This is a genomic window from Streptomyces sp. NPDC038200 (assembly GCF_055600785.1).
Genome location: NZ_JBVJYH010000015.1, coordinates 53567 through 80275 on the forward strand (window position 1 = coordinate 53567; position 26709 = coordinate 80275).

Here is a 26709-nt window from a genome sequence, read left to right on the forward strand (position 1 = left end):
CGTACGGCCGAAAAGGAAGGCGCGCGCGCGGCAGGGGCGCGGGGAACTGCGCGAACAACCCCCACGCCCCTGTGGCCGCCGTACCGCGGGAGCGGCCGGGCCGTCGGGCGACTCAGCCCAGATCGCCCGCGGCGGTCAGTTCGGCGAGACGCACCAGCGTCCGCACCGCGGACCCCGTGCCGCCCTTCGGCGTGTACCCGAACGGACCCCCCTCGTTGAACGCGGGGCCCGCGATGTCCAGGTGCGCCCAGGTGATGCCCTCGCCCACGAACTCGCGCAGGAACAGGCCGGCGACCAGGCCGCCGCCCCACCGCTCGCCCATGTTCGCGATGTCGGCCACCGAGGACTCCATGCCCTTGCGCAGGTGCTCCGGCAGCGGCATCGGCCAGGCCGGCTCGCCGACCTCCTCCGCCGCCTCGTACACCGCGGAGCGGAACGCGTCGTCGTTGGCCATGACACCGAACGTCCGGCTGCCCAGCGCCAGCATCATCGCGCCGGTCAGCGTGGCCACGTCCACGATCGCGTCCGGCTTCTCCAGCGAGGCCGCCCACAGCGCGTCGGCGAGGACCAGCCGGCCCTCGGCGTCGGTGTTGAGCACCTCGACCGTCTTGCCGCTGTACATCCGCAGCACGTCGCCCGGGCGCACGGCGGAGCCGGACGGCATGTTCTCGGCCAGCGCCAGCCAGCCGGTGACGTTGACCTCCAGGCCGAGACGGGCGGCGGAGACGACCGCGGCGAACACGGCGGCGGCACCGCTCATGTCGCACTTCATCGTCTCGTTGTGCCCGGCCGGCTTCAGCGAGATGCCGCCCGAGTCGTAGGTGATGCCCTTGCCGACGAAGGCCAGGTGCTTCTCCGCCGCGGGGTGCGTGTACGACAGCTTCACCAGGCGCGGGGTGGCCGCCGAGCCGCCGCCGACGCCGAGGATGCCGCCGTAGCCGCCCTTGGTCAGGGCCTTGTCGTCGAGCACCTGCACCTTGATGCCGTGCTCCTTGGCCGCGGCCTGCGCGATGCCGGCGAAGATCGCGGGGGTGAGGTCGTTCGGCGGCATGTTGATCAGGTCGCGGGCGCGGTTCAGCTCCTCGGAGACCGCGACCGCGCGCGCGACGGCACCCTTGTGGGCGGCGTCGCGCGGCTTGCCGCCGAGCAGCGTGGCCTCGGCCAGCGGCGCCTTGCCGTTCTTGGCCCTGGCGCCCCTCGCCTGCCCGCCGTTCTCCTTGTAGGTGTCGAAGGAGTACGCGCCGAGGAGCACGCCCTCGGCGATCGCCTCGATCGCGCCGGGGCTGTCGACGGGCAGCGCGAACGCGGCCTTGCGGGAACCGGTGAGCGCGCGGGCGGCCACGCCGGCGGCCTTGCGCAGCACCTCGGCGTCGAAGCCGGTGTCGCCGTCCTCGGCGTCCTCGGCGTCCTTGTCGTCGGGCTGCGCGCCGAGGCCCACCGCCACCACGAGCGGGGCCTTGAAGCCGGTGGGCGCGGGCAGCTTCGTCAGCTCGCCCTCGGCACCCGAGGCACCGAGGGTCTCCAGGACGCCGGCCAGCTTGCCGTCGTACGCCTTGTCCACGGCCTCGGCGCCAGGCGCGACGACGGGCCCCTTGGCACCCTTGGCGACACCGATCACGATCGCGTCGGCCCGCAGGCCGGGCGCCGCGGCGGTGCTGAGAGTCAGAGCAGTCACGGTGGTGAGATCTCGCTTCCGATGTGAAGTTTCTGTGGCCGATGAGGGGTGGGTCGACCGGGCCCGAGAGCCGACCCTAGGTCCAGGCCTGGGGGAAGGTGGCAACCGGGGCCTTCACCCCGTCGGCGAACACCCGGGACGAGACTACGCGCGTGCAGGCGTTCGCTCATTCCTTCGGGTGTTCACCCGCGCGTGGCGTCGTCGCTCTTTCTCCCCCCTGCGCTCCCGTGACCTGAGCCACACTCATCGGGTTCCGGCGGGGTGCCGACCCCCCGGTTCGCATGATTTCCACAGATTCTCCGCGGATGCACCGCAGGGGGATCCCTCTGGGGGGAGGAACCCGTCATGGCCCACCGCGCACGCCGCTGGAGAGCGGCCGGCGTCACCGGCACCGCCGTCGGCATGATCACACTGGGGCTCGCCGCGCCGGGCGCCTCGGCGGCGACCGATCCGCGCATCGACCTCAGGGTGCTGGTCGTCGACGACGGCGCGGGACCCGTCGGCGCGATCACCGCCCAGCTGACGAACGAGGGCATCCCGTACACCGAGGTCGACCTGGACGACTCCGGGCGGCCCACGATCACCGGCGCCTTCCTGAGCGACACCGTGGGCGGCCGGCCCCGGGCGAGGTTCCAGGGCGTGGTCCTGCCGAACGAGGCCCCGTTCGGCGCGGGCTCGGCCGAGCAGACGGCCCTGGAGACGTACGAGAGGACGTACGGCATACCGCAGCTCGACGCCTCCACCTGGGCCCACCCCGAGGTCGGGCTCGACTACACCGACGCCGACGGCTACGCCGGACCGCTCGACGGGCGCACGGCCACCGTGTCCGCCGCCGGCCTGGCGGGCCCCTTCGGCTATCTGAAGGGCGCCTTCTCCTTCGAGGACAACGCGCCTTCGCTGGACGAGAGTTACGGCTTCGTCGCCCAGCCCCGCACGGGCTTCACCAGCTACGTCGACACACCCGTGCCCGGCGGCACCGGCACCGGCAGCCTGCTCGGCGAGTACGCCCACGACGGCCGCCGCGAGCTGGTGGTGACCTTCGCCTACAACCGGTACCAGCAGCAGTTCCGGGTGCTGGCCCGCGGCATGGTCGAGTGGCTGACCCAGGGCGTGCACCTCGGGCAGGCCCGCAACTACTTCGCCGTGCACGTCGACGACGTCTTCGCGCCGGACGCCCGCTGGGACGGCGAGCGCAACTGCACGCCCGGCGACATCGACTGCGGGGACGGGGGCACCGACACCACGGCGCCGATCCGGATGACCGCGGCCGACGCCCAGTACGCGGCCTCCTGGCAGCGGAGCCACGGCTTCACCCTCGACCTGGTGTTCAACGCGGGCGCCGGCGAGGAGTGGAAGGAGGAGAACGGCGGCACGGACGCGCTCACCGACCGGCTGCTCGCGGACAAGGCCCAGTACCGCTGGGTGAACCACACCTACACGCATCTGTTCCTCGGCTGCGTCCAGGACACCTCGACCGTGCCGTGGTCCTGCGCGAAGAACACCGACGGCTCGACGAAGTGGGTGAGCCGCTCCGACATCTCCGGACAGATCTCCGACAACTACAACTGGGCTCTGCTGCACGGGCTTTCCGTCGACCCCGGCGAGCTGGTCACCGGCGAGCACTCGGGTCTGAAGACCCTCCCGCAGCAGCCGCAGGACAACCCCGGCCTCGGGCCCACGCTCGCCGCCGACGGGGTGAGGTGGACCGCCTCGGACAACTCCCGCGAGTCCGAGCAGCGGGCCGTCGGCAGCGGCACGCTGACCGTGCCGCGCTACCCGATGAACGTCTACTACAACGTCGGCACCAAGGCCGAGATGGCCGACGAGTACAACTGGATCTACACGTCCAGAGCCGACGGCGGCAGCGGCGTCTGCGAGGACAACCCGGCCTCCACCTGCCTGACCGAACCGCTCGACACCGCCACCGGCTACACCGACCACATCGTGCCCGCCGAGGCGCACACCGACCTCGGGCACGTGCTGGGCAACGACCCCCGTCCGCACTACGTCCACCAGTCCAACCTGGCCGAGGACCGCATCCTCTACCCGGTGCTGGACCGGGTCCTGGCCGACTACCGGGCCCTGTTCGCGGACAGCGCCCCGATCGTCAACCTCCGCCAGAGCGCGATCGGAGCCGAGCTGCAGAACCGGGCCAAGTGGCGGACCGCGCTCGACGACGGCAGGGTCACCGCCTACCGCATCGGGAAGACGGTGACGGTCACCGCGCCGTCCGGGACCCGGATCCCGGTGACCGCGCCGGAGGGGACGAGGCAACAACTGGCCCTGGGCACGACCCCGTTCGGCTCGGCGTACGCGGGCGAGCGCTCGGCGTGGTCGTCACCGGCACTCCTGCAGACGGCACTCACGCTGAAGCTGCCGTAAGCGACAGCACCACCAGCGCGGTCGTCGCGGCCGTCTCCGCGAGCGCGCCGAACACATCGCCGGTGACCCCGCCGAACCGGCGGGTGCAGCGGCGCAGCAGCAGCTCGGCGACGCCTGCGGCGACGGCCACCGCCAGGGCGGTGCGCGCGCCGCCGTACCCGCCGAAGGAGGCACCCGCCGCCCCGGCGGCCGTCGCCACCGCCGCCGCCACCCCCAGCGCGGCCCCCCTCGGCACCACCCCGGCCACCGCCGCCCCGAGCCCCTCCGGGCGGGCGGCCGGCACCCCGGCGCGAGCGGCCAGGGTGAGCGCCAGCCGGGCCGCGACCGCCGAGACCACGGCCGCCAGGGCCCCCCGCGCCCAGGAGGCGTCGTAGAGCTGGGCCAGTACGGCCACCTGGGCCAGCAGCACCAGGACGAGGGTGAGCACCCCGAACGGCCCGATGTCCGACTGCTTCATGATCCTGAGCGCGTCCTCGGCGGGCTTGCCGCTGCCCAGCCCGTCGGCGGTGTCGGCGAGCCCGTCGAGATGCAGCCCGCGGGTCAGCGCGGCCGGTACGGCGACCGAGGCGACGGCGGCGAGCAGCGGACCGGCGCCGAGGAGGAGCAGCCCCAGCCCCAGCCCGGCCGCGCAGCCCCCGACGACCAGTCCGGCCACCGGGGCGCACAGCATGCCGCCGCGCGCGGCCCCGCGGTCCCAGCGGTGCACCCGGACGGGCAGCACGGTGAGCGTGCCGAAGGCGAAGCGGAGGCCGTCGAGAGGGGAGGACGTGAGCACCGGCGAAGGTTACCCGGCGGCCCCGGAGGCCCTTCCCGCACCCGGGCGAAGGACCGTCCCGCCGTGCGACGCCCCGTGGGGCGCCGGCCCGGAAACGCGGGCCGGGCGACGCTGAGGCAGCGGGGCATATCCGAGTAATGTGCGCACATGGGGCACTGGTGGGAGCGGAACATCATCGAGCCGGGCAAGCTCCCCCTGCTGCTCGCCCTCGCCGCCTTCGTGCTGGCCTTCGTCGTCACCCGGGTCATCACCCGGCTGATCCGGGCCGGCCGGGGCCCGTTCGGCAACGTCAAGGCGGGCGGGCTGCACATCCACCACGTCGTCCCGGGGGTCGTGCTCACCGTGGTCGGCGGCTTCGGCGCGGTGGCCAGTGACCGGCACGGCGTCGGCGCGGCCGTCTCGGCCGTGCTGTTCGGCGTGGGCGCGGGTCTGGTGCTGGACGAGTTCGCGCTGATCCTGCACCTGGACGACGTCTACTGGAGCGAGGAGGGCCGCAAGAGCGTCGAGGCCGTCGTCCTCACCGCGGCCCTGGTGGGCCTGCTGCTCGCCGGGTTCGCCCCGTTCGGGGTCAACGACCTCTCCCAGCAGGAGCTGGCCGACCGCGGCACGGTCATCTCCAACATCGCCGGCAACTTCGTCTTCTCCCTCGTCGCCCTCAGCAAGGGCAAGGCCCGCATCGCGGTGTTCGGGGCGGTCGTGCCGCTGGTCGCGCTCGTCGGCGCCGTCCGGCTCGCCCGCCCCGGCTCCCCGTGGGCCCGCCGCTTCTACGGCCGCCGCCCCCGCGCCCGCGCCAAGGCGGCCCTGCGCTCCTACCGGCACGACCGCCGCTGGGCCCGCCCGATGCGCGCCGTTCAGGACTGGATCGGCGGCAAGCCCGACCCCCGCGAGGCGCGCCTGCCCGACCACCGGTGACGGCGGGCGCGGCGCGGCCGGCCCGGCCCCCGGTGCCGCAGCGCCGCCAGCAGACACAGCAGTCCCACGGCCATCAGCGCGGCCAGGTGCTCCTTGCCCGCCAGGTTCTCCTTCAGCAGCACCTCGGCGACCATCGCCAGCGTCACCGCGCCCGCCGTCGCATAGGCGCCGTACCGCCAGCTCACGAACACCGCGAGCCCCACGACGGCCGCCGACGGGCCGGTGTCCACCACCTGCGCGTCGGTCCACGGCAGCCCGAACGGGGCGTGCGGGCCGAGGGTGATGCCGAGGCGCGCGTACAGGGTGCCGGCGAGCGTGGCGACGTACGCGATGGCCAGCGTCCGCCACCAGCCCAGGCACAGCTCGGCGATCCCGAACACCAGCAGGATCTGCACCAGCGCCCCCCACACCGGCAGGTCCAGCGCGGGCACGAACAGCGACAGGGGTGTGCGCAGCAGGGCCGGCCACAGCGGGTCCTGGGCCCGTACGGCACCCAGGTTCTGCACCATCTGGTAGCCCCACGGCTGGTTCTGCACGTACTGGAGGAACGCCGTCAGGCCCACTGCCGAGACCGTCATCGGGACGGCCGACAGGCCCCGTTTCCGCAGGGGTTCGCGCACGGTGCCGTACAGCAGCCCCCACTCGGCACGGGCCCAGCGGGCGAGCCTGTTCATGGATGGTCCCTCATCTGTGCGTGTCCAGGTGCCTGCGGTGCAGCCACTTCGGCAGTCCCGGCGCCTCCAGGAAGCCCTCCGCGCGGGCCGAGGCGAGGCCGATGCGCGGCAGGTCCGCGCTCTTCTCGAAGAGCAGGAACCGCGGCTCCCAGATGGGCCGGTACTTGGCGTTGGCGCGGTACAGCGACTCGATCTGCCACCAGCGGGAGAAGAAGCTGAGCAGCGACCGCCACAGCCTCAGCACCGGTCCGGCACCGAGGCGTGCGCCACGTTCGAAGACCGACCGGAACATCGCGAAGTTGAGTGAGACCTGCGTGATCCCGATCTCGCGGGCCCGCCGCAGCAGTTCGATGACCATGAACTCCATCAGCCCGTTGTCGGAGTCCCGGTCCCGCCGCATGAGGTCCAGGGACAGCCCGTGCGGCCCCCACGGCACGAAGGAGAGCAGCGCCCGCAGCCGCCCCTCGGCGTCCGTGCACTCCAGCATCACGCACCGGCCGTCCTCGGGATCCCCCAGCCGGCCCAGGGCCATGCTGAAACCGCGCTCGGTCGCGCCGTCCCGCCAGTCGTCGGCGCGCTCGACCAGGTACGCCATCTCGTCCGCCGGGACGTCCTCGTGCCGGCGGATGCGCACCTCGTACCCGGCCCGCTTCACCCGGTTGTACGCCTGCCGGACCGTGCGCATCGCCCGGCCCTCCAGGGTGAAGTCGGCGACCTCCACGATCGCCTCGTCCCCGAGCTCCAGCGCGTCCAGGCCGTGCCGGGCGTAGACCGTCCCGGCCTCCTCGCTCGCCCCCATCACCGCCGGGATCCACCCGTGCGCACGCGCCTCGGCGAGCCACGGCGCGATCGCCCCGGGCCACGCCTCCGGGTCCCCGAGCGGATCCCCGGACGCCAGGCTCACCCCGCCGACGACGCGGTAGGCCACGGCGGCCTTCCCGGTCGGCGACCACCGCACGCTCTTCTCCCGGCGCAGCGCGAAGTAGCCGAGCGAGTCGCGGTCACCGTGCCGCTCGAGCAGGGCGCGCAGCTGCTTCCCGTCGTCCTCGGTGAGCGGGTCGACGGCCCGCCGGGAACGGAAGGCGGCGTAGAGCACGGCGAGGACGAGGGCCGTACTGAGCACGTTGATCGCCACGTTGGCCCAGTTGGGCGGGTCGATGCCCGGGAACCGGGACTCCTCGGCCGCCACGGACACCAGCCGCAGGGTGCCGTAGTGCCAGCGCTCGAAGAACGTCGAGCGGGCCGCGTCCGGGGCCTGGTTCGTGACCGTCACCAGCAGCCCGGCCAGCAGGCTCGCGGCCAGTCCGCCGCCGACGGCCACCGTGGCCGCGAGCCGGGGGTTGGAGCGGTCGCCCTTGGCGTAGAACTCCCGGCGGCCGGCCAGCAGCGCGGCCACGAAGGCGGCGGTCAGCGCCAGGGAGACCCAGTTCTGCGCGTACCGCCGGATCTCCGGGAACGCCATGGCGAACGCGAACAGGGCCAGGAAGAGCCCGCTCACCACCAGGTTGAGGATCCACGCGGCCCGCTTGCGGCGCCGCATGGTGATCGCCAGGAAGGCGGTGAAGACACCGGAGGCGAAGCCGGCCGTCAGCAGGTACGGGGTGAAGAAGTCGTCCTGGTTGTGCCGGCGCACGTCCTGGCCGAGCGAGACCCATACCGCGCTGAGGAAGTTGATGAAGGCGACGGTCCGCAGGTACCAGACGGCGAAGGCGGCGGCCCTCCGGGACGCCCCGGTGGACCGCCGCGCCCGCTCGTCCGTCCGCTCCGCCTCGGCTCGCTGCTCCACGGCAATCCGGACATCTCCCATAGGGCAGGATCATATGGGCGCGGCTCCGACGAACCGCACTCTTCAGGCCATGCCCCCCTTTTCCGGCGACAATCGCCGCCGCTTCCCGCGCCACCGGGCCCTTCCCGCCGCGACGGCGCTCGGCCGGACGGTGGGATCCGGCGGTGCCGGGCCGGCCGTGCCCCGCTACTCCGTCTCCTCCTGCGGCTCCGGGACCTGCCCGGCCTCCGCGTCCTGCTCGTGCTCCGGCTTCTCCGGCAGTTCCGCCGCCAGCGCGGCGGCGGCCCTGACCAGGGGCAGTGCGAGCAGCGCACCGACGCCCTCGCCGACCTTCACCCCCTGCTCCAGCACCGGTTCGAGGGCCATCCGGTCCAGCGCCTTCGCCTGCCCCGGCTCCCCGCTGTCGTGCCCGGCCAGCCACCAGTCCGGCGCCCGGAACGCCACCCGCTGGGCGACCAGCGCGCACGCGGCGGCCACCACCCCGTCGAGGATCACCGGAAGCTTCCGCACCGCGCACTGGAGCAGGAACCCCGTCATCGCCGCGAGGTCCGCCCCGCCCACGGCCGCCAGCAGCTGGAGCTGGTCGCCGAGCACCGGCCGCGCCCGCCGCAGCGCGTCCCGGATCGCCGCGCACTTCCGCATCCACGCCAGGTCGTCGATCGCGAGCCCGCCCCGCCCGGTCACCACGGACGCGTCGGTCCCGCACAACGCGGCGACCAGCACCGCCGCCGCCGTGGTCCCGCCCACGCTGACATCGCCGAGCACCACGAGATCGGTCCCCGAGTCCGCCTCCTCGTCCGCGACGGCGACGCCCGCCAGCAGGGCGGCCTCGGCCTCCTCCGGGGTGAGCGCGTCCTCGATGTCGATACGGCCGCTGCCCCGCCGCACCCGGTGCCGCACCACGTCCTTCGGGAGGGTGTCCGGCGCGCAGTCCACGGCCATGTCCACCACCCGTACCGGCACCTCCAGCCGGCGCGCGAGCACGGCCACCGGGCTCACGCCCTCCAGCACGGCCCGCACCAGCTGCTCCGCGCCGCCCGCGGGCCGCGCCGAGACACCCAGCCCGGCGACACCGTGGTCACCGGCGAACAGCACCACCCGCGGCCGTTCGACCGGCCGGACCGGCACCTCGCCCCGGGCGGCGGCCAGCCACTCGCCCAGCTCGTCGAGGCGGCCCAGCGCCCCGGGCGGCACGATCTGGCGCTCCCGCCGGGCTTCGGCGTCACGGCGCACGCCCCCGTCCGGGCGCTCGATCAGATCGGTGAAGTCGTCCAGATTAAGGCTGCTCATTCGCCGAACAGTACCGCCCGGCAACGAACGCCCCGGCGCCACATCGCCACCACACCCCCACGACGTCTTTGCACCTCGGATCGGTATCCCATACGTTCCGGTTTGCCGCGGAATGTCGCACAGGGAGCCGCCCATGCCGATCTCGCCCCTCACCCCGCAGATCAGCACCCCCTTCGACCCCTTCCAGGAGCCGCGCCGCGAGGACTGCCCCTGGTGCGGCTCCCGGAGCCTGCGCACCCGGCTGCGCGCGCCCGACCCGCTGCGCCACCGGCCGGGCACGTTCGTCCTCGACCAGTGCCGCGACTGCGCCCACACCTTCCAGAACCCCCGGCTCAGCGCGGAGGGACTCGCTTTCTTCCACCGGGACTTCTACGAGAGACAACTCGAACGGTTCGCCGCCCGCATCGTCGACGACGACGAAGTCCGCCGCCGCCACCGCGCCACCGCCTGGCGCCTGTCGGCCCTGCGCGAACCGGAGAGCTGGCTGGACGTCGGCACCGGCCACGCCCGCTTCCCCGAGGCGGCGAAGGAGTTCTTCCCGTACACCAGCTTCGACGGGCTGGACCCCACGGCCCGGGTGGAGCAGGCCCTCCTGGAGGGGCGGGTGGAGGAGGCGCACCGCGGCTATCTGTCGACCCCCGGCATGGCGGCCCGGCTGCGCGCCCGCTACGACGTGGTCACCATGTTCCGCCATCTGGCGCACGCCCCCGACCCGCGCGCCGAACTCCGTGCCGCGCTGACCGTGCTCCGCCCCGGCGGCCACCTGGTCGTCGAAGTCCCCGACCCCCGCTGCCTGTTCGCCGCATTCCTCGGCAGGTGGTGGCTCCCGTACGGCCAGCCCCGCCACCTCCACCTGCTGCCCCTGGCCAACCTCCGCGCGGAACTGGAGAGCCTGGGCTGCACCGTTCTGGTGACGGACCGCAAGACCCCCCACGTCCCCCACGACCTGTCGGCCGCCGTCGCCCTGTCCCTGATCCACGCCCACCCGCTCGTCCAGCTGGCCGCGACCCCGGCGCTGGCGCTGGCCTCGGCCGTGGACCGCGGGCTCGCCCCGCTCTTCCGCCGGAGCCGCTTCTCCAACGCGTACCGGGTCGTGGCCCGAAAGGGCCGGGCGTAGCGGGCCGTCACCCCCGCAGCATCAGTGCCTGCCCGGCCACGACCAGCAGCACCTGCTCGCACTCGGCCGCGAATCCGGCGTTCAGCCGGCCCAGTTCGTCCCGGTAGCGCCGCCCCGACGCGGTCGCCGGGACGATTCCCGAGCCCACCTCGTTGGACACGGCCACCACGGTCCGCCGGGTGCCGCGCACCGCCTCCGTCAGCTCCCGCACCCGCTCCCGCAGCGCCTTCTCGCCCCCGCCCGCCCACTCCGCGTCGTCCCACGCCCCCACGGAGTCCATCGCGTCCGTCAGCCACAGCGACAGGCAGTCGATCAGCAGCGGCGGCCCCTCCTCGGCCAGCAGCGGCACCAGAGCGGTCGTCTCCGCCGTACGCCACGAGCCCGGCCGCCGCTCCCGGTGCAGGGCCACCCGTGCCGCCCACTCGGCGTCCCCGCCCCGCGTGCCGCCCGTCGCCACGTACAGCACCTCCGGGAAGGACTCCAGCCGCCGCTCCGCCTCCACCGACTTGCCCGAGCGCGCCCCGCCCAGCACCAGCGTCCGCAGCGGCACGTCCGGCACCTCCTCGTACGCCCCGACCACCAGCGTCGTACCGTCCGGCACCGCCCGCGCCCCGGCCGCCGCGAGCCGGCGGCGCAACTCCGGGCCGGGCGGCACGTCGTGGTCGAGATGGACGGCGAGGACGTCCGTGGTGGGGCCGACCGAGCCGACCGCGCGCAGCCGGGCGAGCGCGTCGGGACGGCCCACGACGTCCGCGAGGACCATGTCGTACGCCTCCGCCGTCGCCGCCTCCACACCGGCCGGCGCCCCGCCCGGCGGCAGATACAGCAGCCGCTGCCCGTCCGGCCCGGTCACCGCGTACCCGGTGCCGCCCGCGTCCATCGCCACGGCCCGCACCCGATGCCCCGTCAGCAGCGCCAACTCCCGCCCGTCCGGGACCCGGCCGGGCTGCGGCAGCCCGGCCGGCACCTCCACCGCCGGACCGTCGTGCGGATGCGACAGCAGCACCTGCCGTACCCCGCCCAGCGAATGCCCGGCGCGCGCCGCCGCGAACGCCGCACCCGGCGTCAGGTCGAGCAGCAGCGCACCGTCCACGAGCACCGCGGTCGCGGCCCGCGCGTCGGGCCCGAGCGCGGTGGCGCAGGCGGCGCAGGGACAGTCGGGGCGAGGCAGTCCCGCGGGGGCTCCGGTACCGAGCAGAGTTGCTTCCACGCGTCGATTTTCGCCTGTCCGGGCAGGTCTTGCGCTTCCGGCTAGGCTTCCGGGGCAGGAGTTGGATCAGAGGAGGCCCACATGACGGCATGGACGTGGCGGTTCGAGAAGGCCGACGGGACGGAGGTCCAGCCCGCGGTGCTGCCCGAGGAGTTCACCACGCAGGGGGATGCCGAGTCCTGGATCGGCGAGCACTGGAAGGAGCTGCTGGAAGGCGGGGCCGACCAGGTGCGGCTGTTCGAGGAGAGCAGCGAGATCTACGGGCCGATGAGCCTGCACGCCGACGCGTGACCCGATCCGCGGCGAGGTGAGGAGGGGCCGCCCTCCTCACTGCGCGCCCAGCGTCACCTCGACCGTGCTCTCGGTGCCGTTCCGCTGGTAGCGCACCGTGGTCCGCCGGCCCGGCCGGTCCGCCGCCAGCGCCTCGGAGAGCGAGGTGATCGAGGTGATCGGCCGGTCGCCCAGTCCGGTGATGATGTCGCCGGGCCGCAGGCCCGCCTTGTCGGCCGCGTCGCCGGCGCGGACGGTCACCACGGCCACTCCGATCGGCCGGTAGCGGTCGTCCAGGACCGTCCGCGCGGTGATGCCGAGGGCCGCCCGTCCGGAGTCGACGACCTTGCCGTCCCTGATGATCTGGTCGGCGACCGTCCGCACCATCGACACCGGGATCGCGAATCCGATGCCGGGCGCCGCACTGCCCCCGAGACTCGGATCGGCCGCGGCCAGCGTCGGGATGCCGATCACCTGCCCGTCGAGGTTCACCAGGGCGCCGCCGCTGTTGCCGGGGTTGATCGCGGCCGACGTCTGCACCATGTTCGCGATCGTCGCGCCCGTACCGCCGCCCTCGCTGCCCTCGCTGACGGTCCGTCCGGTCGCCGAGACGATGCCCTGGGTCACGCTGGACGACAGCCCCAGCGGCGACCCCATGGCCAGCACGATCTGGCCGACCTCCACCTTCTCGGTGTTCCCGAACACCGCGGGCCGCAGCCCCGGCGGCACCTTGTCCAGCCGGATCACGGCGAGATCCTGCTCGGGGTAGGAGTAGACCAGGCTCGCGGTGAGCGGCTCCTGACGGTTGGCCAGGGTCACCGCGAAGGTCTTCTCCGAGCCGACCACGTGCGCGTTGGTGACGATGTGCCCCTTGTCGTCGTACACCACCCCCGAGCCCAGGTCCTGGCTCGCCTGGATCTGCACGACCGACGGCAGGACGTCCTTGATGACCCGCAGGTACTGGCTCTGCAGGTCGTTCACGGTCGTCGGCGCGGGCGCCCGGGTGGTCGCCGGGGAGTCCGGGCCGGCCTCGGCGGCGGGGACCGTGCAGCCGGCGCAGAGGGCCGCGCAGCACAGCAGCGCGGCGGCGGAGACGACCGTCCGGAGGGCACGGGTACGGGAAGCGTCCATGCCCCCGAGTCTCACCGCGCGGTGATCACCGGGCCCGCGCTGTTGCCCCGAACGGGCTCAGCCCCGTACCCCGCACAGATGCAGCAGCGCCGCCACCCCGCGGTAGGGGTCCGTGCGCCCGGCCCGCTCCTCGGCCGCGAGCAGGGTGTGCAGGTCGTCCGGGACCGCCGCGCCGTCCGCCACCGTGTCCGTGAAGACCTGCACGCCGTACCAGGCGTGCAGCGGGGCGGCGATGCCGTCGAGGGTGGCGGTGAGGGAGGCCAGGCGGTCGGCGCGGGCGTCCGGGCCGAGCCGGACGGGCGGTTCGCCGTCCGACTCCGACCGGGCGCGGGGGATCCGGGCCGTGGTGTCGAAGGCGGCCAGGGCGCCCGCCCAGTCGCCGGCCAGGCCCGGCCGCATGGCGAGCGCGTCGCCGTTGCGGACGAGGAGGGAGAGCAGACCCCCCGGGGCCAGCACCCGGGCCAGACCCGCCACCAGCGGGTCGGGCTCCTCGACGTACATCAGCACGCCGTGGCACAGCACCACGTCGAAGCTGCCCGGCAGGAAGTGCACCCCGGTGTCCCGGCCGTCGCTCTGCACCAGCCGGACCCGCTCCCGGATGCCCTCCGGCTCCCGGGCCACGGTCTCGCGGGCGGCGGCGATCAGCGCCGTGTCCTGCTCGACCCCGGTCACCTGGTGCCCGAGCCGGGCCAGCCGCAGCGCCTGTGTGCCCCGGCCCATCCCCACGTCGAGCACCCGCAGCCGCTGTCCGACCGGGAACCGCCCGGCCATCTGCTCGTCCAGCTGGCGCGCCAGCAGCTCGTGGCGCACGACCTCACGCAGGCCGCCCGGCCGGTGCGGCCGGGCATCGGCCGCACCTTCGGTGAAAGCGTCAGCGCTCAGGGCCGCTCTCCGCGCTTGACCTGCGGCTTCGGCAGCCGGAGCCGGCGCATCTGGAGGGACCGCATCAGCGCGTAGGCGACCGCGCCGCGCGTGTTCTCGTCCGGGAAGCGCTCCGCGAGCCGCTTCTTCAGACGGAAGCCGCTGACCGCCGCGTCCAGCACGATCAGCACGATCACGATCAGCCACAGCAGCAGCGCGACGCTCTGGATCGCGGGCACCCGCACCACGCTCAGCACCAGGATGACCACGGCGAGCGGCAGGAAGAACTCCGCCACGTTGTACCGCGAGTCCACCCAGTCCCGGGCGAACCGGCGGACCGGGCCCTTGTCCCGGGCGGGGAGATACCGCTCGTCGCCGCCGGCCAGGGCCTGGCGCTGGCGCTCCAGGGCCCGCCGCCGGTCCTCGCGCTGGCGCTTCGCGGCCTCCTTGCGGTTCGTCGGCGTGTGGGCGACGCTGCGGCGCTGGGACTGGGCCTCACTGCGCTTGGGCGTCGGCCGGCCCTTGGGGGCCTGCGGATCACGGGGCTGCTTGGAGTCGGTCACCGGCGCCTTGTCGGCGGGGGCCTTCTCTTCCTTGGCACGGCTACGGAACACAAAACCCAAGGGTACGGGCTGCACCGGCATGGACCCCAGCCCGGTGGGGAACGATCCGGCAACACCGGACGTCTTCAGGGGGACAGAGGGGACGCATCGGAGATGCTTCCGGTGGGATCACCTACTCCTCAGGCCGGAGCGGTACGGTCCGCAGTCGTCCTCGGGGATGAGCGCATCACCCCGCGGACAGTGCGGTAATGGAAGCAGGGCCCGTACTGTGGGTCCTGTCGCAGGATCTGTGAGCTGGAGTCCGTCAGAAGGGGGCGCGCGAAGCCCATGAGCGGTGTCATGAAGCGTATGGGGATGATCTTCCGCGCGAAGGCGAACAAGGCCCTTGACCGGGCCGAGGACCCGCGCGAGACCCTCGACTACTCGTACCAGAAGCAGCTGGAGCTGCTCCAGAAGGTGCGGCGCGGCGTCGCCGACGTGGCGACCAGCCGCAAGCGCCTGGAACTCCAGCTCAACCAGCTGCAGCAGCAGTCCTCCAAGCTGGAGGACCAGGGCCGCAAGGCGCTCGCGCTCGGCCGGGAGGACCTGGCCCGCGAGGCGCTGTCGCGCCGCGCCGCACTCCAGCAGCAGGTCACGGATCTCGAAACACAGCACGCGACCCTCCAGGGCGAGGAGGAGAAGCTCACTCTGGCGGCCCAGCGCCTCCAGGCCAAGGTGGACGCCTTCCGTACGAAGAAGGAGACCATCAAGGCCACCTACACCGCCGCCCAGGCCCAGACCCGCATCGGCGAGGCGTTCTCCGGCATCTCCGAGGAGATGGGCGACGTCGGCCTCGCCATCCAGCGCGCCGAGGACAAGACCGCCCAGCTCCAGGCCCGGGCCGGCGCCATCGACGAACTGCTCGCCTCCGGCGCCCTGGACGACCCCTCCGGCATGCACAAGGACGACATCCAGGCCGAGCTGGACCGGCTCTCCGGTGGTACGGATGTAGAGCTGGAACTGCAGCGCATGAAGGCCGAGCTGGCCGGGGGCTCCCCGCAGCAGGCCATCGAGGGCGGCACCGGTCAGGGGCAGTCCCAGCAGCAGCCGCAGGACACCCCGCGCTTCGACAAGCAGTAGCCGGGCGCCGGGGCCGAGCCGAGGAGGCCGACGTGATCGTACGGATCATGGGGGAGGGCCAGGTGAGGCTGGACGACACCCACCTCACCGAGCTGAACAAGCTGGACGACGAGCTGCTGGCGGAGATGGAGAGCGGCGACGGCGAGGGCTTCCGCCGCACGCTCACCGCTCTCCTGGACGCCGTCCGCCGGCTGGGCACCCCGCTGCCGGACGACACGCTGGAACCCTCCGAACTGATCCTGCCGACGCCCGACGCGACGCTGGAGGAGGTCCGGGACCTGCTCAGCGACGACGGACTGATCCCGGGCTGACCCGCCCCGGCCGCGGGGTCAGTTCAGCGTGAACCAGGTCGTGCGGGACTTCTGCCACTCCGGGTGGGTGAGGTCCTTCGCGTCGGTGCCGTCGCCGTAGAGGTCGGCGGCCCCGTCGTCCGTTATCAGCTGCACCCGGGCGCCGGCGGTGGTCAGGTCGGGCACGGACACCACGGACTCCCAGCCGCCCGCGTCCGCCGTCGGCAGGTCCAGCACCTTCACCGGCCGGTGCCCGGCGACCCCGTCCCAGGAGAACAGGGCGTACGGGGCGCTGTTGTCCTCGGCGGACCAGGAACCGGCGAGGATCAGATACTGCCCCTGGGAGTTCCGGCGCAGATCACGCACGGACAGCCCGCCGAGGTCCAGCTCGACCGGCGTACCGAAGGCCGCCTTCGTCCCGCGCGCCACCTGGTCCAGGTTGGTCACCGGCACGAGCAGCGCCTTCCCGCCGGTCTGCGGCGGCACCAGCGGGGCGCGGAAGCCCACATAGGCCGTGGTGGCCGAACCGGGGGCGAATTCGAGTCCCTCGACGTTGAAGCCGTCGACCTGCTTGGGGGTCTGCCCGTCGGCGGTCGCGGCGGCGAAGCCGTACCGGCCGCCGTTCGCCTCGTCCCAGGCCACCAGGTCGTCGCGGAGCCGGTGCCCGGCGGTGCCGAAGGTCAGCCGGGTGGCGGCGCCCGAACCGGAGACCGCCGTCGTGAACACCGTGTCCCGGTCCGGCTTGAACTCGCCGTCCTTGTTGTTGCCCAGCGAGCCCGTCCAGTAGATCGTGTCGCCGACGCGGGCCGCGCCCTCGATGTCGACCTCCTTGTCGGCGCCGAGCGCGTCGTCCAGGTCCCAGCTGCGCACCGGTGCGCCGGAGACCGAGCCGTCGTACAGGCGCAGGGTGTTGTCCTCGTCGTTGGCGGCGACCAGGTAGCCGCCGCCGACGTCCACGGCCGCCGAGGCGTCCGAGGCGCCGGTCAGATAGCGGGCGTCGGCACCGTGCTGGACGGCCGGGGACGCCGCGTAGTGCAGGGTCGTGGTGGCCGTCCTGCCGCCCAGCCCGGTCACCTTCAGGGTGAGGTCGGCGTAGCCCTGGGCGTGCGCGGTGACCGCGACGGTACGGCTGCCTCCGGTGCCGGAGACGTGCACGTCGGCGGTGCCGGCCACGCCGCTCCTGCTGCTGTCGGTCGCGGTGACCGTCAGCGCGGAGGCGTCGGCGCCGCTCTGCGCGACGGTCACGGTGACCGTGGGATCGCCGGTGCTCCCGACGGCGCCGGACAGATAGGCGGCCGACAGCTTGATGGCGGGGGTGCCGTAGGAGGCGGCCCGGGCGGGGACGGCGGCGGCCGACAGGAGGGTGAGAGCGGCGACGGCCCAGAGCGGTGAGTGGCGGCGCATGGGGTGCCTTTCGTCGACGGGAGGATGTCGAGGAGGAGGCTGAGCGAGTACGGCCAACAGCGCCCGACGGCCGGGAGTCGGCCGGCCGACGAAGGGCCCAACAGCCGACGGTGCGCCGGGCAGTCGACGCAGAGGCCGGGGGCGCAAGCCGTCGGGCGGCTGCAGCTCCATTGTGGTCGCTCGCCCGGTCGGGCGCGCCCCGGGAACCGTGGTGCCGTCGGCCGCGCGGTGCCGGCATCGGGGCGGGCAGTTCGCCCACCGGTGCCGGAAAGGCGCCGTACTGTTCCTCCGTGAGCACTCTCGAACGCGCCCGGTGCAGCCTCAAGGCCCACCCGCTGGCGCTGGACGCGGCCCTCGCGGCGGGCGTGCTGGTCTGCATGGTCGCCGGTTCCTTCGCCGTGCCCCGCGGCGAACACGGCATCACCTGGGGCATGCGCACCCCCGCCGTCCTCAGCCTCCTCCTCATGCTGGCCGGTGCGGTGGCCCTCGTCTTCCGCCGCCGCGCTCCCCGCACGGTCCTCGCCGTCACCGGCACGGTCTCCCTGGTCGAGCTGGTCACCGGTGACCCGCGTGCCCCGGTCGCGATGTCCGCCGTCGTCGCCCTGTACACCGTCGCCGCGACCACCGACCGGCCCACCACCTGGCGCCTCGGTCTGCTCACCATGACCGTGCTGACGGCCGCCGCCATGCTCGCCGGCCCCCTGCCCTGGTACGCCCAGGAGAATCTGGGCGTCCTCGCCTGGACCGGCATCGGCGCCACCGCGGGCGACGCCGTACGCAGCCGCCGCGCGGTCGTCCAGGCCATCCGGGACCGCGCCGAACGCGCCGAACGCACCCGCGAGGAGGAGGCCCGCCGCCGGGTCGCCGAGGAGCGGCTGCGCATCGCCCGCGATCTGCACGACGTCGTCGCCCATCACATCGCCCTGGTGAACGTGCAGGCCGGTGTCGCCGCCCACGTCATGGACAAGCGGCCCGACCAGGCCAAGGAGGCCCTCGGCCACGTCCGCGAGGCCAGCCGCAGTGCCCTGAACGAGCTGCGCGCCACGGTCGGCCTGCTCCGCCAGTCCGGCGACCCCGAGGCGCCCACCGAACCCGCCCCGGGCCTGAGCCGCCTGGAGGAGCTGGCCGACACCTTCCGCAGCGCCGGTCTGCCGGTGGCCCTGGCCCGCACCGACCAGGGGACCGAACTCCCCGCCGCCGTCGACCTGGCGGCCTACCGGATCGTCCAGGAGGCCCTGACCAACGTGCGGAAGCACGCGGGTTCCGAGGCCAGGGCCGAGGTGAGCGTCGTACGGGTGGGACGGAGCGTGGAGGTCACCGTGGTCGACGACGGCGCGGGCGAGGCCGCCGCCCCGCAGACCGGCGGCGGGCACGGGCTGCTCGGCATGCGCGAGCGGGTGACCGCGCTCGGCGGCACCCTGACCACCGGACCCCGCTACGGCGGCGGCTTCCGCGTCCATGCGATCCTGCCGGTCACGACGACGACGGCCCAGGGGGAACCCGTATGACCATCCGTGTCCTGCTCGCCGACGACCAGGCACTGCTGCGCAGCGCGTTCCGGGTGCTGGTCGACTCCGAGCCCGACATGGAGGTGGTGGGGGAGGCCTCCGACGGCGCGGAAGCGGTCCGCCTCGCCCAGGAGCACGGCCCCGACGTCGTCCTCATGGACATCCGGATGCCCGGCACCGACGGCCTCGCCGCCACCCGGCTGATCAGCGCGGACCCGTCCCTGGCACGGGTCCGCGTGGTCATCCTGACCACCTTCGAGGTCGACGACTACGTCGTCCAGGCGCTGCGCGCCGGCGCCTCCGGCTTCCTCGGCAAGGGCAGCGAGCCGGAGGAGCTGCTGAACGCCATCCGGGTCGCGTCCGGTGGCGAGGCGCTGCTCTCCCCGGCCGCCACCAAGGGCCTGATCGCCCGTTTCCTCGCCCGGGGCGACGACGGCGAGGGTCCCGACCCGGCCCGTTCCGAGCGGCTCGGCTCGCTCACCGGCCGGGAGCGGGAGGTCCTCGTCCAGGTCGCCGGCGGCCACTCCAACGACGAGATCGCCGAGCGTCTGGCGGTGAGCCCGCTGACGGTGAAGACGCACGTCAACCGGGCCATGGCGAAGCTGGGCGCGCGGGACCGGGCGCAGCTCGTGGTGATCGCGTACGAGTCGGGGCTGGTACGTCCGAGGATGGACTGATCTCCACCCGCGCGTACTGCGCGCGGAGTAGGGGGCGGATAAGGAAATGGACCTGGGGCCTACGGACCGGCCCTCCGGCATGGCCCAGGGTGGTGGGGTGGGCGCTCACCGGTGCGTCCCGTCGCCGCCCCTTCCGTACCCGGAACCCTTCCGTACCCGGAAGCGGAAGCACTTCTGCCGCTCACAGAAGAGAGACCCTGACCCATGTCCTGGCTGTCCCGATTCAGCCTCGCGCAACGCGCCCTCGTCGGGCTCGTGTCGCTGATCGCGCTCGCCTTCGGGCTGATCGCGATACCCCAGATCAAGCAGCAACTGCTGCCCACCATAGAACTGCCCATGGTGTCGGTGATCGCGCCGTACCAGGGTGCCTCGCCCGACGTGGTCGAGAAGCAGGTCATCGAGCCCATCGAGGACAACCTGCAGGCCGTCGACGGCGTCACCGGTGTCACCTCCACCGCGAGCGAGGGCAACGCCGTGATCATGGCGTCCTTCGACTACGACAACGACACCAAGCGGATCGTCTCCGACGTCCAGCAGGCCGTGAACCGGGCCCGCAACCAGCTCCCGGACGAGGTCGACCCGCAGGTCGTCTCCGGCTCCACCGACGACATGCCGACCGTCGTCCTCGCCGTCACCTCGGACAAGGACCAGCAGGCCCTCGCCGACCAGCTCGACACGACGGTGGTACCGGCGCTGAAGGACATCGACGGCGTCGGCCGCGTCCAGGTCATGGGCGTCCGTGACCTCCAGGTCACCGTCACCCCGGACGACGCGAAGCTGGCGCGGGCGGGCCTGACCCCCGCGGCGCTCGGCCAGGCCCTCCAGGCGGGCGGCGCGACCGTCCCGGCCGGCTCCTTCGACGAGGACGGCGCCAACCGGACCGTCCAGGTCGGCGGCGGCTTCACCTCCCTGCAGCAGATCAAGGACCTCAGGGTCACCGGCGAGGGCGACGGCAGGCCCGTGCGCCTCGGTGCGGTGGCCACGGTCGAGCAGCGGCCGGCCCCGGCCGACTCGATCACCCGCACCGACGGCAGGCCCAGCCTCGCCGTCAACGTCACCATGGACCACGACGGCAGCGCGGTCTCCATCTCGAACGCGGTCGAGGACAAGCTGCCCGGTCTGCGCGCGGACCTCGGCGCCGGCGCGAAGCTCACGGTCGTCAGCGACCAGGGCCCGGCCGTGTCCAAGTCCATCAAGGGCCTGACCACCGAGGGCGCGCTCGGCCTGCTCTTCGCGGTCCTGGTGATCCTGGTCTTCCTGGCGTCCGTCCGCTCCACCCTGGTGACCGCGGTGTCCATCCCGCTGTCCGTCGTCCTCGCCCTGCTGGTGCTGTGGACCCGCGGCCTGTCGCTGAACATGCTCACGCTGGGCGCGCTGACCATCGCCATCGGGCGGGTCGTCGACGACTCGATCGTCGTCCTGGAGAACATCAAGCGCCACCTGGGCTACGGCGAGGAGCGCAAGGAGGCGATCCTCACCGCGGTGCGCGAGGTGGCCGGCGCGGTCACCTCCTCCACCCTCACCACGGTCGCCGTGTTCCTGCCGATCGGTCTGGTCGGCGGCATGGTGGGCGCCCTGTTCGGCTCGTTCAGCATCACGGTGACGGCGGCCCTGCTGGCCTCCCTGCTGGTCTCGCTGACGGTCGTACCGGTCCTGTCGTTCTGGTTCCTGCGGGCCCCGAAGGGCACCCCCGAGGACGCGGCGGAGGCCCGCCGCACGGCGGAGGAGAAGGAGGCGAGGAGCCGCCTGCAGCGCGCGTACGTGCCCGTGCTGCGCTTCGCGACGCGCCGCCGCCTCACCAGCGTGCTCATCGCGCTCGTCGTCCTGGTCGTCACGTTCGGCATGGGCGGCCTGCTGAAGACGAACTTCTTCGACCAGGGCGAGCAGGAAGTCCTCACCGTCAAGCAGAAGCTGAAGCCCGGCACCAGCCTGGCCGCCACCGACGCGCAGGCGAAGAAGGTCGAGAAGCTGCTGGCCGCCACCGACGGCGTCAAGGACTACCAGGTCACCGTGGGCTCCTCCGGCTTCATGGCGGCCTTCGGCGGCGGCACCGACACCAACCAGGCCAGTTACCAGGTCATGCTGACGGACTCGGCGTCCTACGACGACGTCCAGCGGCACCTGGAGGACGGCCTGAAGAAGCTGAAGGGCGTCGGTACGACCACCGTGTCGGCGGGCGACGGCTTCGGCAACCAGGACCTGAGCGTCGTGGTGAAGGCGTCCGACGCGCGGGTGCTGCGGACGGCGGCGGAGCAGGTCCGCTCCACGGTCGCCGGCCTCGACCACGTCACGGACGTCAGCAGCGACCTCGCGCAGAGCGTGCCGCGGATCTCGGTCAGGGCGAACGCCCGGGCGGCGGCCGCCGGGTTCGACGACCAGAAGCTGGGCGCCGCGGTGGCGCAGGCCGTGCGCGGTACGACGGCGGCCAAGGCGATCCTCGACGACAGCGAGCGTGACGTCGTCGTACGGTCGGCGAAGCCCGCGACCACCCTGGCCCAGCTGAAGAGCCTGCGCCTCGGCCCGGTGAAGCTCGGCGACATCGCCACGGTGAAGCTGGTGGACGGTCCGGTGTCGATGACCCGGATCGACGGGCAGCGCGCCGCCACGATCACGGCCAGGCCGACGGGCGACAACACGGGCGCGATCAGCACCAAGCTCCAGTCGAAGATCAAGGCCCTGAAGCTCCCCGCGGGGGCCACGGCCGAGATCGGCGGCGTCAGCTCCGACCAGGACGACGCGTTCAAGAACCTGGGCCTGGCCATGCTGGCGGCCATCGCGATCGTCTTCATGCTGCTGGTGGGGACCTTCCGCTCCCTCGCCCAGCCGCTGATCCTGCTGGTCTCCATCCCGTTCGCGGCGACGGGCGCGATCGGCCTGCTGGTCGCCACCGGCACCCCGATGGGCGTCCCCGCGATGATCGGCATGCTGATGCTGATCGGCATCGTGGTGACCAACGCGATCGTGCTGATCGACCTGATCAACCAGTACCGCGCACAGGGCTACGGCGTGGTGGAAGCCGTGATCGAGGGCGGCCGGCACCGGCTCCGCCCGATCCTGATGACGGCGCTGGCGACCGTCTTCGCCCTGCTCCCGATGGCCCTGGGCGTCACCGGCGAGGGCGGCTTCATCGCCCAGCCCCTGGCCGTGGTCGTCATCGGCGGTCTGATCACCTCCACCCTGCTGACCCTGCTCCTCGTCCCGACGCTCTACACGATGCTGGAGCTGCGCAAGGAGCGCCGCGCGAAGAAGCGCGCGGCGAAGAGGCAGCCGAGCGCGGAGAAGACACCGGAGCCGGCCGCGGTCTGACGGCGGAAAAGTCCGACGGCCGAGGACTCCGACAGCCGAGGACTCCGACAGCCGAGGACTCCGATGGCTGAGGACTCCGATGGCTGAGGACTCCGACGGCCGAGGACTCCGGCGGCCGAGGAGTCCGGCGGTACGGGAAAGGGCCGGGTCTCGTCCGAGACCCGGCCCTTTCGCGCGTGCTACGGCAGCGCCAGCATCCGCTCCAGCGCCAGCTTGGCGAACGCCTCCGTCTCCTTGTCGACCTCGATGCGGTTGACCAGGTTGCCCTCGGCCAGGGACTCAAGAGCCCAGACCAGGTGCGGCAGGTCGATGCGGTTCATGGTCGAGCAGAAGCAGACCGTCTTGTCCAGGAAGACGATCTCCTTGCCCTCGGGCGCGAAACGGTTCGCCAGGCGGCGGACCAGGTTCAGCTCGGTGCCGATGGCCCACTTGGAACCGGCCGGGGCGGCTTCGAGGGCCTTGATGATGTACTCGGTCGAGCCGACGTAGTCCGCGGCGGCCACGACCTCGTGCTTGCACTCGGGGTGGACCAGGACGTTCACGCCGGGGATGCGCTCGCGCACGTCGTTCACGGAGTCGAGGCTGAAGCGGCCGTGGACCGAGCAGTGGCCGCGCCACAGGATCATCCTGGCCGCGCGCAGCTCCTCGGCGGTCAGCCCGCCGTTCGGCTTGTGCGGGTTGTAGACCACGCAGTCGTCCAGGGACATCCCCATGTCGCGGACGGCGGTGTTGCGGCCGAGGTGCTGGTCCGGCAGGAACAGCACCTTCTCGCCCTGCTCGAACGCCCAGTCCAGGGCGCGCTTGGCGTTGGACGAGGTGCAGATGGTGCCGCCGTGCTTGCCGGTGAACGCCTTGATGTCGGCGGAGGAGTTCATGTAGGAGACGGGGACCACCTGCTCGGCTATCCCGGCCTCGGTCAGCACGTCCCAGCACTCGGCGACCTGCTCGGCCGTCGCCATGTCGGCCATCGAGCAGCCGGCGGCGAGGTCGGGGAGGACGACCTTCTGGTCCTCGGACGTCAGGATGTCCGCCGACTCGGCCATGAAGTGCACACCGCAGAAGACGATGTACTCGGCCTCCGGGCGCGCGGCCGCGTCCCGGGCCAGCTTGAAGGAGTCGCCCGTGACGTCGGCGAACTGGATGACCTCGTCGCGCTGGTAGTGGTGGCCGAGCACGAAGACCTTGTCGCCGAGCTTCTCCTTGGCCGCGCGGGCACGCTCGACCAGGTCGGGGTCGGACGGAGACGGCAGGTCACCGGGACACTCGACGCCCCGCTCGCTCTTCGGGTCGGCCTCACGGCCGAGCAGCAGCAGGGCGAGCGGAGTCGGCTGCACGTCGAGCTCCGGGGTCTGGGCGGTGGTCACGGCACGCACCCTTTCTACTTTTCGTCTAACTGACGCTATCTATCATATCTGCTTCACGTCACTTTGACGATGGCCATAACGTCTATGTGACGTGAATCCCCCCGAGGCCCCTCGTCCGGTCCCTGTCCGCCTTCCCGGGCGTATGCGAGCATGAAGGGGACAGAAAAAACGCGACAACGCGCCCGGCCCGGAATGAATCCGCGGAAGCGCCGGTTGCACTCGTCGGCAAGCAGTCTCCGTACAACCCGGGAGAGATGTAGATGTCCGTATCGGACGAGACCACCACCGTCACCGACGGCATCATCCTGACCGACGCCGCCGCGGCCAAGGTCAAGGCCCTGCTCGACCAGGAAGGCCGCGACGACCTCGCCCTTCGTGTCGCCGTCCAGCCCGGCGGCTGCTCCGGCCTGCGCTACCAGCTCTTCTTCGACGAGCGCTCGCTCGACGGCGACGTGGTGAAGGACTTCGGCGGGGTCAAGGTCGTCACCGACCGTATGAGCGCTCCGTACCTGGGCGGTGCCACCGTCGACTTCGTGGACACGATCGAGAAGCAGGGCTTCACGATCGACAACCCGAACGCGACCGGCTCCTGCGCCTGCGGCGACTCCTTCAGCTGAGCCGTCACGGCCTGACGGTGAAGGCGGCGGCCCCCTCTCGGGGGGCCGCCGCCTTCGTCTCACCCGGCTAGCGCGGCCGCGCCGACGCGTCCGGCCGCAGCGAGCCCGGCTTCGCCTTCGGGACCTCGCTGCCGTCGGTGCCGACCACGGTCCGCCCGCCCAGCGGCGCGTCCAGCCGCACGGTCTTCACGTACTCCTCGGCGATCAGCACGCACACCTTGCCCGGCCAGGGCCTCTCGGTGACCGTCACCGTCACCCGGCCGCCGCTCTCCCGGGCCGACGTCTTGTAGTCGGCGCACACTCCGCCGAAGAAGCTCAGGTTCAGCGTCCGCCCCTCGGCCGTGTAGGCGTTCACCTGCACGCCGCGGGTCTTCCCGGGCGCCCCGGGCGTCCGCGGCGCCGAGGTCGGCGACGAGGAGGGGGGCGAGGAAGGGGACGGGGACGCCGACGGCAGGTACTCCGGGTCGACCGCCGGGTACGTCACCGTGAATCCGCCGCGCGCCGCGGAGCCGCCCACCTGGAACAGCCAGGACGGTACGAGCGTCTGCCGCCCGCCGACGGAGTGCGCGGCCAGCCCGAACACCGCCTTCTCGACCGTGACCGCGTCCGCCGCACGCTTCGGCACCCCCGTGGACGCGCCGCACGGCTGCTCCAGCCGGTCCTTCAGCGGCACCGGGTCGGCGCAGCCGCCGATGCCCATCCGGTGGTCGCCCTTCGCCGCCCCGTTCATCAGCTCCAGCGTCTTCGCCGCGCCCACCACCGGGTACGTGTCGCCCTTCACCGGCGTGGCCAGCAGCCCGTGGCCACCGACCAGCTCACCCTTGCGGCCGACGGTCAGACCGGTCGTCCAGCCGTACGTGGGGAGCCCGCCGACCACCGGATCGGCGTTCACCACCCGCTGGGCGCCCATGATCTGGCTCGCGTCGGTCTTCGCGTCGCCCAGCCCCGCCGCCTTCAGCACCGGTGCCGCCGCCCGCTCGGCCTCGGCCACGGTCACCGGGTCGCCGGCCGGGGCGCCGGGGTCCTGCGTGCAGACGGTCACCTTGCGGCAGTTGTCGGTGCCGGGCGCGTACCGGCTGTAGGTCCAGCTGCCCGGCGCGTCCCGGTTCACCCGGAGGCTCGGCCCGGAGCCGTCCTGGCCGCCCACCCGCCAGCTCCGGCCCTCGGCGACCGGGGTCCCGTCGAGCCCGAGCGCCTTCGCCAGCCGGGCCACCTGCTCCCGGCCGACCTCGGCCCCCGGCTCGTAGACCGCCGCCGACCCGGGCCCGGCGGGCAGCTCGCCCCGTGCGACGTACCGGGTGCCGTACGGGTCCGGCTCGCCGGGCGCGATACCGCCGGTGCCGTTGCTCGTCCAGCCGTCGAGGGCGAGCGGCGGGGGAGTGCCGCCTCCGGACGCGGCCGGTCCGCCGGTGGAACCACCGGTGCCGCTGTGCGCCGCGATGACCGCGCCACCGCCGCCCACCAGCAGCACGGCCGCGGCGGCGGCGGTCACCACGACGGCGGGCCGCCGCGCCGGCCGGGGACGCTCGCCGCGGCCGGCCTCGGAGGTCTTCGACGCTTCCGCCGTCTCGGAGACGGTCCCGGCCGCACGTTCCTCGGACGCCTCGGGAACCTCCGCGTTCCCGGAGTTCTCAGGCCGCTCGGTGTTCACCGCATCGCTCCTCGCTCGGTCGAGTGCCGCATCCCCCGTGCGGGGGACGGCGATGGGACGCGGCAGTGGAGCGCACGGTTCCCCGGCGCGCGCCCGGAGGTCGCGCGCCGTGCGTCACGCTCCGCGG

22 protein-coding genes are annotated in these 26709 nt (G+C 73.2%); 10 read left to right on the forward strand and 12 right to left on the reverse strand.

Annotated elements, in window-relative coordinates; translation table 11 throughout:
• Window positions 1-112: 112 nt before the first annotated feature.
• The gene (locus tag ACZ7KF_RS27305; RefSeq protein WP_471080261.1) at window positions 113-1675 is read right to left on the reverse strand and encodes a leucyl aminopeptidase; all 1563 of its coding nucleotides are present in this window, start codon (window positions 1673-1675) and stop codon (window positions 113-115) included.
• 345 nt (window positions 1676-2020) lie between these two features.
• Between ACZ7KF_RS27305 and ACZ7KF_RS27310 the strand changes: the two genes are divergently transcribed.
• Window positions 2021-4057 carry a hypothetical protein gene (locus tag ACZ7KF_RS27310; RefSeq protein WP_471080264.1) on the forward strand — a complete coding sequence of 679 codons (2037 nt, stop codon included), beginning with the start codon at window positions 2021-2023 and terminating at the stop codon, window positions 4055-4057.
• Here the strand turns inward: ACZ7KF_RS27310 and ACZ7KF_RS27315 are convergent.
• Window positions 4038-4832 carry an adenosylcobinamide-GDP ribazoletransferase gene (locus ACZ7KF_RS27315; protein ID WP_471080267.1) on the reverse strand — a complete coding sequence of 265 codons (795 nt, stop codon included), beginning with the start codon at window positions 4830-4832 and terminating at the stop codon, window positions 4038-4040. The genes ACZ7KF_RS27310 and ACZ7KF_RS27315 overlap by 20 nt on opposite strands.
• Window positions 4833-4979: 147 nt before the next feature.
• Between ACZ7KF_RS27315 and ACZ7KF_RS27320 the strand changes: the two genes are divergently transcribed.
• Complete coding sequence (locus tag ACZ7KF_RS27320) at window positions 4980-5744, forward strand: hypothetical protein (RefSeq protein WP_471080270.1); 765 nt, start codon at window positions 4980-4982, stop codon at window positions 5742-5744.
• Here the strand turns inward: ACZ7KF_RS27320 and ACZ7KF_RS27325 are convergent.
• From ACZ7KF_RS27325 to cobT, 3 genes are all read right to left on the reverse strand, one after another.
• On the reverse strand, window positions 5684-6418 hold the full coding sequence (locus tag ACZ7KF_RS27325) for a hypothetical protein (protein WP_471080273.1): 735 nt from the start codon (window positions 6416-6418) through the stop codon (window positions 5684-5686). The two genes, ACZ7KF_RS27320 and ACZ7KF_RS27325, sit on opposite strands and share 61 nt — an antisense overlap.
• Window positions 6419-6428: 10 nt before the next feature.
• Window positions 6429-8225 carry a phosphatidylglycerol lysyltransferase domain-containing protein gene (locus tag ACZ7KF_RS27330; protein ID WP_471080276.1) on the reverse strand — a complete coding sequence of 599 codons (1797 nt, stop codon included), beginning with the start codon at window positions 8223-8225 and terminating at the stop codon, window positions 6429-6431.
• A gap of 165 nt (window positions 8226-8390) precedes the next feature.
• Window positions 8391-9494: a nicotinate-nucleotide--dimethylbenzimidazole phosphoribosyltransferase gene (cobT, locus tag ACZ7KF_RS27335; protein ID WP_471080279.1), complete on the reverse strand. Its 1104-nt coding sequence runs from the start codon at window positions 9492-9494 to the stop codon at window positions 8391-8393.
• A gap of 133 nt (window positions 9495-9627) precedes the next feature.
• Here cobT and ACZ7KF_RS27340 point away from each other — a divergent pair, with 133 nt between their 5' ends.
• Window positions 9628-10611, forward strand: coding sequence for a class I SAM-dependent methyltransferase (locus ACZ7KF_RS27340; protein WP_471080282.1), 984 nt, complete (start codon window positions 9628-9630; stop codon window positions 10609-10611).
• A 7-nt stretch (window positions 10612-10618) separates the two neighbouring features.
• Here ACZ7KF_RS27340 and ACZ7KF_RS27345 read toward each other — a convergent pair whose 3' ends face one another.
• Window positions 10619-11821: a bifunctional adenosylcobinamide kinase/adenosylcobinamide-phosphate guanylyltransferase gene (locus tag ACZ7KF_RS27345; RefSeq protein ID WP_471080285.1), complete on the reverse strand. Its 1203-nt coding sequence runs from the start codon at window positions 11819-11821 to the stop codon at window positions 10619-10621.
• A gap of 81 nt (window positions 11822-11902) precedes the next feature.
• On the opposite strand from ACZ7KF_RS27345, the gene ACZ7KF_RS27350 reads away from it, so the two are divergent.
• The gene (locus tag ACZ7KF_RS27350) at window positions 11903-12112 is read left to right on the forward strand and encodes a hypothetical protein (protein WP_471080288.1); all 210 of its coding nucleotides are present in this window, start codon (window positions 11903-11905) and stop codon (window positions 12110-12112) included.
• A 36-nt stretch (window positions 12113-12148) separates the two neighbouring features.
• Here the strand turns inward: ACZ7KF_RS27350 and ACZ7KF_RS27355 are convergent, their stop codons facing one another.
• The 3 genes from ACZ7KF_RS27355 to ACZ7KF_RS27365 all read right to left on the reverse strand — a co-directional run bounded on the left by ACZ7KF_RS27355 (window position 12149) and on the right by ACZ7KF_RS27365 (window position 14727).
• Window positions 12149-13222 carry a S1C family serine protease gene (locus ACZ7KF_RS27355; RefSeq protein WP_471080291.1) on the reverse strand — a complete coding sequence of 358 codons (1074 nt, stop codon included), beginning with the start codon at window positions 13220-13222 and terminating at the stop codon, window positions 12149-12151.
• A 57-nt stretch (window positions 13223-13279) separates the two neighbouring features.
• Window positions 13280-14017, reverse strand: coding sequence for a class I SAM-dependent methyltransferase (locus ACZ7KF_RS27360; protein ID WP_471080749.1), 738 nt, complete (start codon window positions 14015-14017; stop codon window positions 13280-13282).
• Between the two features lie 83 nt (window positions 14018-14100).
• Window positions 14101-14727 carry a DUF3043 domain-containing protein gene (locus ACZ7KF_RS27365; RefSeq protein ID WP_471080294.1) on the reverse strand — a complete coding sequence of 209 codons (627 nt, stop codon included), beginning with the start codon at window positions 14725-14727 and terminating at the stop codon, window positions 14101-14103.
• A gap of 246 nt (window positions 14728-14973) precedes the next feature.
• On the opposite strand from ACZ7KF_RS27365, the gene ACZ7KF_RS27370 reads away from it, so the two are divergent.
• Both ACZ7KF_RS27370 and pspAA read left to right on the forward strand, forming a co-directional pair.
• The gene (locus tag ACZ7KF_RS27370) at window positions 14974-15765 is read left to right on the forward strand and encodes a PspA/IM30 family protein (protein ID WP_471080297.1); all 792 of its coding nucleotides are present in this window, start codon (window positions 14974-14976) and stop codon (window positions 15763-15765) included.
• 32 nt (window positions 15766-15797) lie between these two features.
• The gene (gene pspAA / locus ACZ7KF_RS27375; protein WP_471080300.1) at window positions 15798-16076 is read left to right on the forward strand and encodes a PspA-associated protein PspAA; all 279 of its coding nucleotides are present in this window, start codon (window positions 15798-15800) and stop codon (window positions 16074-16076) included.
• Between the two features lie 18 nt (window positions 16077-16094).
• Here the strand turns inward: pspAA and ACZ7KF_RS27380 are convergent, their stop codons facing one another.
• Window positions 16095-17459, reverse strand: coding sequence for a hypothetical protein (locus ACZ7KF_RS27380; protein ID WP_471080303.1), 1365 nt, complete (start codon window positions 17457-17459; stop codon window positions 16095-16097).
• Window positions 17460-17749: 290 nt separating this feature from the next.
• On the opposite strand from ACZ7KF_RS27380, the gene ACZ7KF_RS27385 reads away from it, so the two are divergent.
• The 3 genes from ACZ7KF_RS27385 to ACZ7KF_RS27395 all read left to right on the forward strand — a co-directional run bounded on the left by ACZ7KF_RS27385 (window position 17750) and on the right by ACZ7KF_RS27395 (window position 22950).
• Window positions 17750-18967 (forward strand): sensor histidine kinase, encoded by a 1218-nt coding sequence (locus ACZ7KF_RS27385; RefSeq protein WP_471080306.1) that lies wholly within the window; start codon window positions 17750-17752, stop codon window positions 18965-18967.
• Window positions 18964-19644, forward strand: a complete 681-nt coding sequence (locus tag ACZ7KF_RS27390) for a response regulator (RefSeq protein ID WP_471080309.1) — start codon at window positions 18964-18966, stop codon at window positions 19642-19644. The genes ACZ7KF_RS27385 and ACZ7KF_RS27390 overlap by 4 nt, the downstream gene beginning before the upstream one ends.
• 204 nt (window positions 19645-19848) lie before the next feature.
• A complete protein-coding gene (locus ACZ7KF_RS27395) occupies window positions 19849-22950 on the forward strand; it encodes an efflux RND transporter permease subunit (RefSeq protein ID WP_471080312.1) in 3102 nt (1033 codons plus the stop codon).
• Window positions 22951-23129: 179 nt separating this feature from the next.
• Here the strand turns inward: ACZ7KF_RS27395 and nadA are convergent, their stop codons facing one another.
• The gene (gene nadA, locus ACZ7KF_RS27400) at window positions 23130-24314 is read right to left on the reverse strand and encodes a quinolinate synthase NadA (RefSeq protein ID WP_471080315.1); all 1185 of its coding nucleotides are present in this window, start codon (window positions 24312-24314) and stop codon (window positions 23130-23132) included.
• A gap of 260 nt (window positions 24315-24574) precedes the next feature.
• Between nadA and ACZ7KF_RS27405 the strand changes: the two genes are divergently transcribed.
• Window positions 24575-24931: an iron-sulfur cluster assembly accessory protein gene (locus ACZ7KF_RS27405; protein ID WP_030340884.1), complete on the forward strand. Its 357-nt coding sequence runs from the start codon at window positions 24575-24577 to the stop codon at window positions 24929-24931.
• A 67-nt stretch (window positions 24932-24998) separates the two neighbouring features.
• Here the strand turns inward: ACZ7KF_RS27405 and ACZ7KF_RS27410 are convergent, their stop codons facing one another.
• The gene (locus tag ACZ7KF_RS27410) at window positions 24999-26582 is read right to left on the reverse strand and encodes a hypothetical protein (RefSeq protein ID WP_471080318.1); all 1584 of its coding nucleotides are present in this window, start codon (window positions 26580-26582) and stop codon (window positions 24999-25001) included.
• Between the last annotated feature and the right edge of the window lie 127 nt (window positions 26583-26709).

What these genes read in the sequence shown, in the direction of transcription:
- ACZ7KF_RS27390 (WP_471080309.1), top strand. Translation starts at nt 18,964, where the DNA reads ATGACCATCCGTGTCCTGCTCGCCGACGACCAGGCACTGCTGCGCAGC.
- ACZ7KF_RS27395 (WP_471080312.1), top strand. Translation starts at nt 19,849, where the DNA reads ATGTCCTGGCTGTCCCGATTCAGCCTCGCGCAACGCGCCCTCGTCGGG.
- ACZ7KF_RS27320 (WP_471080270.1), top strand. Translation starts at nt 4,980, where the DNA reads ATGGGGCACTGGTGGGAGCGGAACATCATCGAGCCGGGCAAGCTCCCC.
- ACZ7KF_RS27380 (WP_471080303.1), bottom strand. Translation starts at nt 17,459, where the DNA reads ATGCGCCGCCACTCACCGCTCTGGGCCGTCGCCGCTCTCACCCTCCTG.
- ACZ7KF_RS27405 (WP_030340884.1), top strand. Translation starts at nt 24,575, where the DNA reads ATGTCCGTATCGGACGAGACCACCACCGTCACCGACGGCATCATCCTG.
- ACZ7KF_RS27355 (WP_471080291.1), bottom strand. Translation starts at nt 13,222, where the DNA reads ATGGACGCTTCCCGTACCCGTGCCCTCCGGACGGTCGTCTCCGCCGCC.
- ACZ7KF_RS27325 (WP_471080273.1), bottom strand. Translation starts at nt 6,418, where the DNA reads ATGAACAGGCTCGCCCGCTGGGCCCGTGCCGAGTGGGGGCTGCTGTAC.
- ACZ7KF_RS27330 (WP_471080276.1), bottom strand. Translation starts at nt 8,225, where the DNA reads ATGGGAGATGTCCGGATTGCCGTGGAGCAGCGAGCCGAGGCGGAGCGG.
- ACZ7KF_RS27340 (WP_471080282.1), top strand. Translation starts at nt 9,628, where the DNA reads ATGCCGATCTCGCCCCTCACCCCGCAGATCAGCACCCCCTTCGACCCC.
- ACZ7KF_RS27365 (WP_471080294.1), bottom strand. Translation starts at nt 14,727, where the DNA reads ATGCCGGTGCAGCCCGTACCCTTGGGTTTTGTGTTCCGTAGCCGTGCC.
- ACZ7KF_RS27310 (WP_471080264.1), top strand. Translation starts at nt 2,021, where the DNA reads ATGGCCCACCGCGCACGCCGCTGGAGAGCGGCCGGCGTCACCGGCACC.
- ACZ7KF_RS27370 (WP_471080297.1), top strand. Translation starts at nt 14,974, where the DNA reads ATGAGCGGTGTCATGAAGCGTATGGGGATGATCTTCCGCGCGAAGGCG.
- ACZ7KF_RS27350 (WP_471080288.1), top strand. Translation starts at nt 11,903, where the DNA reads ATGACGGCATGGACGTGGCGGTTCGAGAAGGCCGACGGGACGGAGGTC.
- cobT (WP_471080279.1), bottom strand. Translation starts at nt 9,494, where the DNA reads ATGAGCAGCCTTAATCTGGACGACTTCACCGATCTGATCGAGCGCCCG.